The following is a 12,118-nucleotide window of genomic DNA, read 5'->3' as shown; positions in this document are numbered from 1 at the left end:
CCCCAACCGCCCGCTCGATCGAGCCTTCTGCACATGCCGGATCCGGCGCGACGCTGGGTCCGGCACGTCACCGACCCGCGGGGAGCGCCTGATGCCCGACCACGAAACGTTCGTCGACCTGCTGCAGGAGCGTGCCACCGTCCACCCGGAGCGACCGGCGTTGATCTTCGACACCGATCCCGGAGCGGGCGACGCCGGGGTGCGTACGGTGTCGTGGGCCGACCTGGCCGCCCGGGCCCGGCAGATCGCCGTGCTGCTCGCCGACACCGTCCGCGCCGGTGACCGGGTGCTCGTGCTGAACGAGCCCGGCACCGCCTTCGCCGAGAACTTCCTCGGCGTCCAGCACGCCGGTGCGATCCCGGTCCCGGCCCCGCTGCCGGACGGATATCGCCGGCAACGGGAGCGGCTGGCCGGCATCGCGCACAACGCCCAGGTGGCCGCGGTGGTCACCGACGCCGCGGCCCTCGACGCGGTTCGCGACTGGGCGGGCGAGTCCGGGCTGTCCGACGTACCGTGCCTGGCCTTCGACGACATCCCCCTGGATCGGGCGGCGGCATGGCGGCGGCCGGCCGTCGACGGGTCCACCATCGCCTTTCTGCAGTACACCTCCGGCTCCACGAGCGACCCCAAGGGGGTCGTCGTGGACCACGCGAACCTGCTGCCCAACCTGCGGGCGTTCAACGAGATCCTCGGTGGCGGCGAAGGCGTACGCGTCGGCGGATGGCTGCCCATGTACCACGACTTCGGCCTGATCGGGCAGTTGCTGGCCCCACTCTCGCGGGGCGGGTGCAGCGTCGGGATGTCGGCCACCACGTTCCTCAAACGCCCCGCCACCTGGCTCCGGCTGATCGACCGGCACGACATCGAGATCTCTCCGGCGCCGAACTTCGCGTACGACCTGTGCACCCGGCGGATCACCGACGAGCAGATCGCCGGCGTCGACCTGTCCCGGTGGAAGCGCGCGGTCAACGGCTCGGAACCGGTGCAGGCGGCCACCCTGGCCGCGTTCGGCAGTCGATTCGCCGCCGCCGGGCTGCGGCCGGAGGCCATCTGCCCCGGGTACGGTCTGGCCGAGATCACGCTCAGCGTCAGCGGCGCCACCATCGGCCGCCCGCCGGTGGTGCTCACTGTCGACGCCGAAGAGCTGGAACGGAACGTCGTGACACCGGTCGGAGCCGGCCACCCGGAGCCGGTGCGCGAACTCGTGAGCAGCGGCGAGTCCACTCCGGAGTTCGACATCAGGATCGTCGATCCGGCCACCCGGCTGCCGCAACCGCCCGACCGGATCGGCGAGATCTGGCTGCGTGGCGCCAGCGTGGCGCGCGGCTACTGGGCCAACCCGGAGGCCACCCGGGAGGTGTTCGACAACGAGCTGGCCGACGGCGAGGGCGGCTTCCTGCGTACCGGGGACCTGGGCCTGCTGCGCGACGGCCAGCTCTACGTGACCGGCCGGATCAAGGAACTGCTGATCGTCAACGGCCGCAACCTGTACCCGCACGACATCGAGGTGACGGTGCGCGCGGCGGACGAGAGCCTGTCCCGAGGTGTCGGTGCCGCCTTCACCGTCGAGGTGCCGCACGAGGAGCTGGTGGTGGTGCAGGAGTGCCGGTCCCGGTCCCTCGACCCGGCGGGCCGCGCCGCCGTCGTCACCGCCGTCCGCCACGTGCTGTCGCGGGAGTTCGGGACCGGCGCGGTCAGCGTGGTGCTGGTCCGTCCCGGCACGGTGCCCCGCACGACCAGCGGCAAGATCCAGCGCGGCCTGGCCCGGATGCTCTTCCTGACCGGTGCCCTCGGCGCCGAGCACGAAGAACTCACCGACGGCGTGCGGGCCGCCCGCCGGTCCGACGCCCGGGTGCGGGCCTGAGATGACCGCGCCCACCCTGCCCCTGGCCGCGACCGTGGCCCGGCACCTCGACGAGCGGCTGGGCGATCCGGACGACGCCGACGTCGTCTTCAACCACGCCCGGGTCGCCGCCGCGGACGAGAACGAGGCGTTCCCGGCGGAGATCTGCGCGCACCTGGACCGGCTCGGCCTGCCGGCGCACTACGTCCCGGCGGCGTACGGCGGTGAGCTGCGCGGCTTCGACACCCTGGTCCAGGTCCTGCGGGTGATCGCGCGCCGGGACCTGACGACCGCCATCGGACACGGCAAGACGTTCCTCGGCGCGGCCTCGGTCTGGGCCCGGCCGCCGCGCGACGAGGCGGACCGGGCGCAGGCCCGCGCGCTCGCCGGCACGATCCTGGCCGGAGTGCCCGTCTGCTGGGCGCTCACCGAACCGGGCCACGGCAGCGACCTGCTCGGCGGTGAGGTCGCGGCGGTCCCGCGCGACGACGGATACCGGGTGACCGGGACGAAATGGCTGATCAACAACGCCACCCGGGCCGGTGTGGTGTGCCTGCTGGCGCGGACCGACCCGGCCGGCGGGCCACGCGGCTTCACGGTGCTGCTCGCCGACAAGCGGGAACTTCCCGCGCACTCGTACCGGTGCCTGCCCAGGGAGTCGACCCACGGCATCCGGGGAGCCGACATCAGCGGGATCGTCCTCGACGACGCGTGGGTGCCGGAGACGGCCCTGGTCGGTGCGCGTGGCACCGGCCTGGAGACGGTGCTGCGCGCCCTGCAGTTGACGCGTACCACCTGCGCCGCGTTGTCGCTCGGTGCGGCCGACCACGCGCTGGCGCTGGTCCGGCGGTACCTGACCGACCGTCGGCTGTACGGCCGGCGGCTGGCCGACGTGCCGTACCTGCGGCGCGGGGTGGGCCGGCTGCACGCCATGCTGTTCCTGGCCGAAGCGGTGACCGCCCTGGTCACGCGGGCGGCGACGGCGGAGACCGAGGAACTGGGCGTGCTCGCCCCGGTGCTCAAGGCCTTCGTGCCGGCACTCACCGACGAACTGATCGCAGGGTGCGGCGAGCAGCTCGGCGCCCGTGCCTTCCTGACCGGCATCCCTGATTACGGACGCTTCCAGAAGGTGGAGCGGGACCACCGGATCGTCGGGATCTTCGACGGCAGCACCCCGGTCAACCGCAACGCGCTGATCAACCAGTTCCCGCAACTGGCGCGGGGCTGGCCCGGTGACCCGGTGGACGCGGCCCGGCTACGGTCGCTGGCCGACCTGCGGGTGCCGGTGCCCGAGCTGGACCCGGACCGGATCTCGCTGGCCGCCGGTCGCGGCTGCCTGCCGTTGCGCGGGCTGGCCGCTGCGGTGCCGGCCGTCCGCGCGGCCGGCGGCCCGGCGGCCCGGGCCGAGGCGCTCCTGGCCGCTACCGAACTGCTGCACACCGAGCTCGCCGGGTACCGCCCACGGCCGCACGACGTGGAACCCGCCGCCTACGACCTGGCCCACCGGTACGAGCTGTGCGTGGCCGGCGCGAGCGCGGTGCACCTGTGGCTGCACAACCACGAGCATGCCGGCGCCGACCCGCTGTGGGCGGACGGGCTGTGGCTCGACGCGGCGCTGACCTGGGTGCTGCACCGCCTCGGTGTCGCGCCGGACCGTCCCGAGAGCTACGACCGGGTGTACGCGGTCCTCGTCCCGGGCCGTCGCCCCTCGGTGCTCGACCTCGACGGCGCCGAGGAGGCGTGATGAGCACCGTGTCGGAGCTGGAGAGCCGCTTCGGTGATCCGTGGGACCCGGCGAACCCCCTCGGGAACCGGGCCGTGCTGGCGGCCGACGAGCGGCAGGAGATGTTCGCCGACGGTGAGCGGATGCTCGACGACTTCGGACTCAACGCCGAGTTCGTGCCGGTCGCCCGGGGCGGCCGGATGGCCGGCCTGGACCGGCTGATCCGGATGATGCGCTCGGTGTTCCGGCGGGACCCCTGCCTGGGCCTCGGTTACGGCGCCAGCTCGTTCATCGCCTCGGTCAACGTGTGGGCCGGCGGCGACGATGCCCAGCAGCGACGGCTGGCGGAGCTGCTGCTCTCCGGCCGGCGGGTGGCGTCCGTCTACCACGAGCTGGCACACGGCAACGACTTCGCGCGGGTGGACTTCCGGGCCGACCCGGGGCGGCCGGGCGAGCTGCTGCTCAGCGGCCGCAAGGAGGTGGTCACCAACGCGCAGCGGTGCAGCGCGATGGTGATCTTCAGCCGCACCTCGGACGCGGCCGGTGGCCGCAGCCACACCCAGTTGTTCGTGGAGAAGGACACGCTACCGCCGGACGCGCTGCGGTATCTGCCGCGGTTCCCCAGCAGCGGGATGCGCGGGGTGCAGCTCGGCGGGATCGAGGTGGACCGGTGCCCGGTCGACGCGGGCGTGGCGCTCGGACCGCCCGGCTCGGCCATGGAGGTCGCGCTGCGCTCGTTCCAGCTCACCCGGACCGGGCTGCCGGCGATGACGCTGGGCGTGCTGGACACCGGCCTGCGCGCGGTGCTGCGGTTCGGTGAGGACCGGCGGCTGCGCGGACGGCCGGTGGGCGCCATGCCGGTGGTCCGTACCGCACTGGCCGAGGCGTTCACGGACCTGCTGATCGCCGACTGCCTGTCCACCACCGTCGCCCGCGCCGTGCACCTGCTGCCCGAGGACACCAACGCGTACGCCTCGGCCGTCAAGTACGTCGTGTCCGGCCGGTCCATCCGCGCCATGGCCCGGCTCGGCGAGCTGCTCGGCGCGCAGAGCTACCTGCGCACCGGCGAGTACGGCATCTTCCAGAAGTTGCAGCGCGACCTGGCGCCGGCGGGGTTCGGGCACGCCGCCCGGGTCGCCTGCCTGGCCACCGTCCTCCCGCAGCTCCCCCGGCTGGCCCGGCGCTCCTGGGCGACCGGCCAGGAGCCACCGCCCGGTCTGTACGACCTGGACGCCGGTCTTCCGGCCCTGCCGTTCGACCGGCTCCGCATCGCCTCGACGGCCGACCCGCTCACGGCGCAGCTGCTCGCCGCCGCCGAGGCGATGCCGGCCGGGGACGACCGGCTGCGCGGACTGGTCCGGCGCTTCACCGCCGAGCTGGCCCGGCTGCGTTCGGCGGCGCTCGGACTCCGTCCGGCTGATCTGGCGATCGGCGGCGACCCGGCCGCGCTCGACCTGACCGCCCGCTACACCACGGTGCTGACCGCCGCCACCTGCCTGAACCTCTGGCTGGCCGAGCAGCGCCGCCCCGGAACCTTCCTGGCCGACCCGGCCTGGGTGACGGCGGCCCTGCTGCGGCTGGCCGACGAGCTGGACGGCACGTCCCGGTCGCTGCCGGCCGCGCTGGCCGGCCCGATCCACGCGGAGCTCGCCCGCCGGTACGCCGCCGGCCGGGCCTTCGACCTGTCCGACAGCGTGCTGCCCGACCTTCCTAGGAGCCGGAATTGACCATCTTGCCGAACCACCGGGCCGCCGGACAGCTCCGTCCGTGGCTGCGGGACCGCGTCGCCGATTTCATCAACCGGGACCCGGCCACCATCGACACCGCCACGCCCCTGGCCGATCTGGGCCTCGACTCGGTGTACGCGCTCGCGCTCTGCGGCGAGATCGAGGACCACCTCGGGGTGCCCCTGGAACCGACGATCGTGTGGGACCACCCGAGCATCGACGCGCTCACCGAGTACCTGTCCGGCCTGCCGCTGGACGCCGGGACGTGACCGCCCTCGAAGCGGTCTCCGCCTACCTGCCGCCGGAACGGGTGCCGATCGACTCGCTGGCCGGTGAGCTGGGACTGACCGACACGCAGGTCCGGATGTTCCGCCGGTACTACGGACTGGCCGAGGTGCTGCGGGAACCGACCGGCACGATCACCGACCTGATGCTCAACGCCGCGGCGAAACTGTCCGAGCTGCGCGGCCGCGAATCCCAGGTCCGGTACGTGGTGCAGGCCCGGACCCTGCAGGCGATCGCGCCGTACCCCGAGGATCCGCTGCACGACGTGGTGCGCGCCCTCGGCCTGCGGCATGCGCGGGCCTTCGCGGTCACCCAGCACGCCTGCGCCTCAGGGCTGCTCGCCGTCGAGATGGCCGGCCGGCTGCTCGCCGAGGACGGCGAGCCCGGCGCGCTGGCCCTGGTCTTCGTCGGTGAGAAGGCGTTCACCCCGTCGGCCCGGATGATCCCGGGCACCGCGCTGATGGGGGAGGGCTGCGCGGCCGTCCTGGTCGGCACGGGCCGGCGCGACCGGCTGCTGTCGTACGCCTCGGCCACCCACGGCGAGTTCAACGCCGGGCTGTCCCTGACCGCGCAGATGTCCCTGGAGTTCCAGCAACGCTATCCGGACGCGCTCGCCGAGGTGATCCTCGCGGCGGTGGCGCGCGCCGGGATCACCGTCGCCGACCTGGACGTGGTGTTGCCGCACAACGTGAACCGGGTGTCCTGGGTTCGGGTGGCGCGCAAGGTCGGGATCCCGGTGGAGCGCCTGTTCCTGGACAACATGCCGGTCACCGGCCACTGCTTCTGCGCCGATTCCTTCCTCAACTACGTCGCGGCCCGCGAGCTGGGCCGGCTACGGCCCGGCGACCGCTACCTGATGGCAGCGGTCGGACTGGGTTCGACCTTCGCCGCCGCGGTCTTCGAGCACTGACAGGACGCTATGACGACGACACAGGAACCTTTCGTCAGACGGCTGCGGACGGCGTTGCTGGGCACCGACCGGATCCCGCTGGTGTTCCTCGGCAACTTCGAGGTCGAGCAGCGGTGGGGCGGTGACGAGCCGGGCCTGCCCCGCGTCGCGCTGACCGCGGGTGACGCGATGGTCAACCGGATGGACGAGTTCGCCCTGCTGCTGGCCGGCCCGGACGACTACGTGGTGCTCAAGGACCGGCCGGACCCGGAGCATCTGGCCCATCTGGAGACGCTGGGGACGGCCCTGCCGCATCTGCTGATCACCGACCGCCAGGACCCGCACCGCACGGTGACCCAGGACGCGCTGGACAGCCCGGCCCTGCTGGCCCGGTTGTCCGCCCTGGCCGGGGCGGCCGCGATCGTCCCGCACGGGGTATCCGGGGACGAGGAGGCGCTCGCCGCGCTGACCGGGGTCGCGCTGGCCGGGTCGTCGGCAGCCGTCTGCAAGGCCGTCAACGGCAAGATCTACAGCCGGCGGATCGCCACCGAGCTGGGGCTGCGCCAGTCCGCGGGCTGGATCTGCGAGACCGTCGAGGACCTGGACGAGGCGGTGGAACACGCCCGGGTCCTGCTCGCGGCCGGGCGGCCGGTGGTGCTCAAGGACTCGTACGGGGTCTCCGGCAAGGGCCTGCTGCTGATCCGGGACGCGGCGCGTCTGGACCAGATCCACCGGACGCTGCGCCGCCGGGCCGACCGTTCCGGCGATCAACGGCTGGCGCTGCTGGTCGAGGAGTGGGTCGCCAAGACCGTCGACCTCAACTACCAGTTCACCGTGTTCCGCGACGGCGGGGTGCACTTCGACTTCGTCAAGGAGGCGGTCACCGCCAACGGCGTACACAAGGGGCACCGGATGCCGGCCGGGCTTACCGAGGGCCAGCTCGCGATCGTGACGCACAGCGCCGCGGTGCTGGGCGCCCGGCTCGCCGGAGACGGCTACCACGGCGTGGTCGGGGTGGACGCGATGCTCGACCCGGAGGGCGGCGTCTATCCGGTCGTGGAGATCAACGCGCGGCACAACATGTCGACGTACCAGGTGGGTCTGCAGGAACACCTGGTGCCGGCGGGCTGGTACGCGCTGGCCCGGCAGTACCCGCTGCGCCTGGCGCGGCCGCTGCGCTTCGGCGAGGTCCGGGACGGGCTCGGGCCGTGGCTGCTGAGCGCCGCCGGTGACGCCGGGATGGTGGTGCAGAACTTCTCGACGGTGAACGCCCTGGTGCGAGAGGGCGCGGGAGCTGCGGACGGCCGGCTGTACGGCCTGCTGACCGCGCCGACGGCCGACGAGCTGGCGGCGATGGACGGGGAGATCGCGGGTCGCCTGGCGGCCGTGGCGGAAGGGACACGACAGTGACCGGAGAAACGACGATCCAGGGCGTGGCGATGTCCGAACTGGCCGAGCGGTTCGGCACGCCCCTCTACGTGTACGACGGGGACAGCCTGCGCGGGCAGTACCTGGGGCTGCGCGAGCGGCTGCATCCGGCGATGGAGATCTTCTACTCGCTGAAGGCCAACCCGAACGTGGCCGTCTGCGCCCTGCTCGGTTCGCTGGGCGCCCGGGCGGAGGTGTCGTCGATGGTGGAGCTGCGTACCGCGCTCGCCGCCGGGGTGGCCCCGCGCGACATCATCTTCCTCGGCCCCGGCAAGAGCCGCGCCGAACTCGAGGCGTGCCTGTCCGAGGGCGTCTTCGCGCTGGTCTGCGAGTCGTTCGGGGAACTGGCGGTGATCGACGAGCTGGCCCGGGAGCGGGGCGTCATCGCCGCGGTGATGCTGCGGGTCAACCCGAGCTTCGCGGTCAAGGGCTCCGGCCTCACCATGGGCGGCAAACCGCGCCAGTTCGGGATCGACGAGCAGCAGCTCTTCGACGAGGCCGACCTGGTCAAGAACCATCCCGGGGTACGCGTCCTGGGCGTACACGCCTACCTGGGCACCCGCATCCTCGATCCCGAGGTGATCGCCGAGAACGCCCGCCGGATCATCGACCTGGCCGAGCGACTCGCCGAGCGGCTGGACTTCGTCCTGGAAGCGGTCGACGTGGGCGGTGGCCTCGGCGTGGCCTACTTCCCCGGCGAGCCGGACCTCGACCCGGCCGCTGTCGCCCACCTGCTCAACCCGGTGGTCGAGGCGTTCCACGCCGCGCACCCGGGGGCCCGGCTGCTGTTGGAGCTCGGCCGGTACCTGACCGCGCCGTGCGGCACCTACGTCACCCGCGTGCGGTACGTGAAGAGTTCGATGCGGGAGCGTTTCGCGGTCACCGACGGCGGCACGAACCACCACATGGCGGCCGTCGGCATCGGCTCCTACGTCAAACGCAACTTCCCGATGCGGCTGCTCAACCGGGCCGGCACGGACGCCGGCCCGTGGAACGTCACCGGCCCGCTGTGCACGCCGAACGACACCGTCGGCCGCAACGTGGATCTGCCCGAGCTGCGGCCGGGCGACCTGGTCGGCGTGCTGCGCTCCGGCGCGTACGGCCCGAGCGCCTCGCCGGTGCTCTTCCTCAGCCACGGCCACCCGGCCGAGGTGCTGGTGGACGGCGGACGGGCCCGCCTGGTCCGCCGCCGCGACACCGTCGAGGACCTGCTCGGCCCGCAGATCCTCGACTGACAACCCAACCCCGACCGGCACACAGGAGGCCCGCCATGACCATGGCTTCGGAAGCCACAGTCGACCGCGCCGCGGTCGTCGACCACATGATCGACGCCGTTGTCGCGGTGCTGAACCGCGACTCCGTCCAGGTGACCGAGCAGACCCGGCTGATGGACGAGCTCGGGCTGGACTCCACCAACGTCCTCGAACTGCTCATGCACATCGAGGACCGGCTGGACGTCGTGATCGACTCGGACACGCTGGAGCAGCACCACTTCGAGTCGGTCGGCACCCTCGCCGACTACGTCATCGGCCAGGGCCTGGCCTGACGCCGATGTTCCTGTCCATCGCCCCGGCCCCATCGGTCCGTACGGGCCGGCTCAGGCCGACTCAGGTGATCGCCCGCCGGTTCGACCCCGATCCGGAGCCGTACCAGGGCGATCCGCTGCTCGAGGAATACCTCTCGGACATGACCGAGCTGTACGGTCGTCGCTTCGACCGGGATCTGCACGCGGCGGCCGCCCGTAACTCGTTCACCGGGATGGCGGACCGCCTGGTGCGCGATCTCGACCTCGCGGTGCCGGTGGACCTGATCGCCATCGCGCACTCGACCCCGGACGGCGACCCACGCCGGGTCACCGCCTGCTACCTCAACGAGCTGGTGCCGGGCGATCCCCTCGCCTTCGCGGTGTCCGATCAGGGGCCGGCGGCGGCGTTCACCGCCCTGCGGCTGCTCGGGACCTACTCCGGAGACTTCCCGGGCTGCCGGGCGCTGCTGCTGATCCTGGAACAGACGACGATGTCGTACGAGCTGGTCGGGCCCCGCTATCCGGTACCCGGCCACGACGTCGGGGTGGCTGTGCTGCTGGAGCCGGCCGCCTCCGACGGGACCACCGTGCACCAGCGCCCGGACGTCTCGCCGGCGGCGGCCGGGACGCTGCTCGACGAGCTGGTGCCGGCGGACGCCGTCCTGATCGCCGGTCCCGGCCTGACCGCCGGCCGCCCGGCGGTTCCGGCGCCGGGGCTGGGTGCGGCCGGTGCCTGGGCCGAGTTCGCCCGGCAACGGGCGGGCACCGCCGGGCCGATCGCGGTGGCGGACCACGACCCGGTCTCGGGCACCCTCTGCGTGGCGGTCTTCGCCGGCTCGGACCCGGAGGCGCGGTCGTGATCGCCGACGAGGCCCGCCGCAGCGCCCGGACCGGCGGGCTCACCGCCACGCTCACCGCGATGCACGCCACGCTGGCGGACCGGGTCCTGCCGTGCGGCCCGACCGGATGCTGCGTGCTGCCCGAGCCGGCGCTGCACGACGCCGGCCGGGTCTGGACCGGGGACACGACCGCCGCCCTGGACCCGGTCGCCGTGGAGCGGCTCGGCACTGTCGAGACACCGGACGGCCCGCTGACGGCCGTCCGCTACCGGGGCGCCCCCGGGCCGACCGGTACGCCGGCGCCCTGGCCGGACTGGCTGGCCGCGCTGGCCGGGCTCCGGCTCGGGCTCTCCGAGGCCCTGCTCGATGTCACTCTCGCCCACCTCGGTGACCGCCGCGTCGGCGACACCCCGCTGGTGCTGCAACAGATGATCAAGGGCGCTCTGGCGGACGCCGTCACCGAGCAGATCGAGATCAAGGTCCGGCTGACCGGTACGCCGCCACCGGCCGGCTCCCTCGCCTGGCTGCATCGGCAGATCACCACTGCCGACCGGATGCTGCTGCGCCTGCTCGGGGCCAGCGGGTTCACCGCTGACGGACCGGGCGCGGTGGTCAATGCGTCGGAGCTGCTGGCCGACGCCTGGATTGGTGGAGAGGAGTGGGCGTCGTGATCGAACTGGACGACCGGCTCGGCGCCGCCCGGGCGCACGCCCGGGACTGGGCGCGCGACCTGCGCTCGACGGCGCTGGAGCTGGACCGCGACCCGGACACCGTGTACCGGTGCCTGGACAACCCCGCCGTACGGCACCTGTCCACCATGCTCATCCCGGCGCCGTGGTTGCCGGACCGGACGCTCATCGGCGGGTACCGGTTCGACGGCATGACGGCAATGGAACGCGTGGTGTTCGCCGAGGAGATCGCCGCCGGGGACGCCGGCATGATGCTCGCGTCACCCGGCGCCTCGCTGTCCGGGGTGCTCGTCGACCTGCTCGCCGACCAGGAGCAGAAGGAGTGGTTCTACGGCCGGCTGCTGGCCGCGCCGACGTGGACCTTCTTCGCGCTGACCGAGCCCGACCACGGATCGGACGCGGCTGCGATGGGTACGAGGTTGGACCCCGACGGCGAGGGAGGTCTGCTCCTGCGCGGCGCCAAGCGCTACATCGGCAACGGCGCCCGCGCCCAGGTCGGCGTGGTCTTCGCCCGGGACCGGCCCGGTCCCCTCGGCGCCACCGCGGTGCTGGTCGAGACCGGCGCGCCCGGTTTCAAGGCCGAGCCGATCCCGACGATCGGCCTGCGCGGCGCCCAGCTCAGCGCGATCACCCTGGACGGCGTGCCGGTACCGGAGAGCCGGGTGCTCGGCCGCCACCTCAGCCCCACCCGGCGCGGGGTGTGGAGCGGCGTGCAGATGTTCAACCGCCTCCGACCCGGTGTGGCGGCGATCGCACTGGGCATCGCCCGGTCCGCGCACGACTACGTCACCGAGCAACGCGGTTCGCTGTCCAAGGCCGACCGGCTGCGCTGGGAACGGACCGGCCGGCGGATCGACGGCGTGCGACAGCTCATCTGGCAGGCCGCCGCGATCGTGGACGCCCAGCCCGCCAACGGCCACCTGGCCTCGGCGGCGAAGGCCCGGGCGGCCCGGCTGGCCGAGGAGGTGACGCTGGAGGCGCTGGAGTACTTCGGCCCGGGCGCACGGCTGACGCAGCCGATGCTGGACAAGCTGATCCGCGACGCCCGGGGCGTCGAATTCATGGAAGGCACCGGCAACATCCAGCGACTCAACACCTTCCAGGGCCTCGTCCAGGGCAAACTCGACCGTGACTGAGCCGGACGGCGTCGACGTCTGGACCGTCCACCTG

The 12,118-nt window shown here is 73.2% G+C and carries 11 protein-coding genes; all 11 read left to right on the top strand.

Translation table 11 applies throughout. The features are described 5' to 3' along the window. The first annotated feature begins 91 nt into the window (after window positions 1-91). The 11 genes from MicB006_RS10260 to MicB006_RS10210 all read left to right on the top strand — a co-directional run bounded on the left by MicB006_RS10260 (window position 92) and on the right by MicB006_RS10210 (window position 12,084). Window positions 92-1,864: a fatty acyl-AMP ligase gene (locus MicB006_RS10260; RefSeq protein WP_161565919.1), complete on the top strand. Its 1,773-nt coding sequence runs from the start codon at window positions 92-94 to the stop codon at window positions 1,862-1,864. A 1-nt stretch (window position 1,865) separates the two neighbouring features. After that, entirely contained in the window at window positions 1,866-3,587 is a 1,722-nt protein-coding gene (locus MicB006_RS10255) for an acyl-CoA dehydrogenase family protein (protein WP_116505509.1), read from the top strand. Then, the gene (locus MicB006_RS10250) at window positions 3,587-5,293 is read left to right on the top strand and encodes an acyl-CoA dehydrogenase family protein (protein WP_116505507.1); all 1,707 of its coding nucleotides are present in this window, start codon (window positions 3,587-3,589) and stop codon (window positions 5,291-5,293) included. The genes MicB006_RS10255 and MicB006_RS10250 overlap by 1 nt, the downstream gene beginning before the upstream one ends. Continuing rightward, entirely contained in the window at window positions 5,290-5,562 is a 273-nt protein-coding gene (locus MicB006_RS10245; RefSeq protein ID WP_116505506.1) for an acyl carrier protein, read from the top strand. Before MicB006_RS10250 ends, MicB006_RS10245 begins: the two co-directional genes overlap by 4 nt. Further along, window positions 5,559-6,488 carry a ketoacyl-ACP synthase III family protein gene (locus MicB006_RS10240; RefSeq protein WP_073831749.1) on the top strand — a complete coding sequence of 310 codons (930 nt, stop codon included), beginning with the start codon at window positions 5,559-5,561 and terminating at the stop codon, window positions 6,486-6,488. Before MicB006_RS10245 ends, MicB006_RS10240 begins: the two co-directional genes overlap by 4 nt. Before the next feature lie 9 nt (window positions 6,489-6,497). Then, on the top strand, window positions 6,498-7,877 hold the full coding sequence (locus MicB006_RS10235) for an ATP-grasp domain-containing protein (protein WP_116505504.1): 1,380 nt from the start codon (window positions 6,498-6,500) through the stop codon (window positions 7,875-7,877). After that, the gene (gene lysA, locus MicB006_RS10230) at window positions 7,874-9,130 is read left to right on the top strand and encodes a diaminopimelate decarboxylase (RefSeq protein ID WP_116505502.1); all 1,257 of its coding nucleotides are present in this window, start codon (window positions 7,874-7,876) and stop codon (window positions 9,128-9,130) included. Before MicB006_RS10235 ends, lysA begins: the two co-directional genes overlap by 4 nt. A 35-nt stretch (window positions 9,131-9,165) precedes the next feature. Beyond that, the gene (locus MicB006_RS10225; RefSeq protein WP_225980690.1) at window positions 9,166-9,441 is read left to right on the top strand and encodes an acyl carrier protein; all 276 of its coding nucleotides are present in this window, start codon (window positions 9,166-9,168) and stop codon (window positions 9,439-9,441) included. Window positions 9,442-9,506: 65 nt separating this feature from the next. Beyond that, complete coding sequence (locus tag MicB006_RS10220) at window positions 9,507-10,280, top strand: hypothetical protein (RefSeq protein WP_116505500.1); 774 nt, start codon at window positions 9,507-9,509, stop codon at window positions 10,278-10,280. Further along, entirely contained in the window at window positions 10,277-10,930 is a 654-nt protein-coding gene (locus MicB006_RS10215) for a hypothetical protein (protein WP_116505498.1), read from the top strand. Before MicB006_RS10220 ends, MicB006_RS10215 begins: the two co-directional genes overlap by 4 nt. Beyond that, window positions 10,927-12,084 carry an acyl-CoA dehydrogenase family protein gene (locus MicB006_RS10210; protein ID WP_116511315.1) on the top strand — a complete coding sequence of 386 codons (1,158 nt, stop codon included), beginning with the start codon at window positions 10,927-10,929 and terminating at the stop codon, window positions 12,082-12,084. Before MicB006_RS10215 ends, MicB006_RS10210 begins: the two co-directional genes overlap by 4 nt. Window positions 12,085-12,118: the final 34 nt, after the last annotated feature.

The organism is Micromonospora sp. B006 (genome assembly GCF_003408515.1).
Classification (GTDB): Bacteria; Actinomycetota; Actinomycetes; order Mycobacteriales; family Micromonosporaceae; genus Micromonospora; species Micromonospora echinospora_A.
The sequence above is the reverse complement of the archived record's forward strand: the minus strand, read 5'-3'. Positions and strand labels throughout refer to the sequence as shown.

Coding starts and splice junctions, on each gene's coding strand:
- MicB006_RS10260 (WP_161565919.1), top strand. CDS start 92: ATGCCCGACCACGAAACGTTCGTCGACCTGCTGCAGGAGCGTGCCACC.
- MicB006_RS10255 (WP_116505509.1), top strand. CDS start 1,866: ATGACCGCGCCCACCCTGCCCCTGGCCGCGACCGTGGCCCGGCACCTC.
- MicB006_RS10250 (WP_116505507.1), top strand. CDS start 3,587: ATGAGCACCGTGTCGGAGCTGGAGAGCCGCTTCGGTGATCCGTGGGAC.
- MicB006_RS10235 (WP_116505504.1), top strand. CDS start 6,498: ATGACGACGACACAGGAACCTTTCGTCAGACGGCTGCGGACGGCGTTG.
- MicB006_RS10225 (WP_225980690.1), top strand. CDS start 9,166: ATGACCATGGCTTCGGAAGCCACAGTCGACCGCGCCGCGGTCGTCGAC.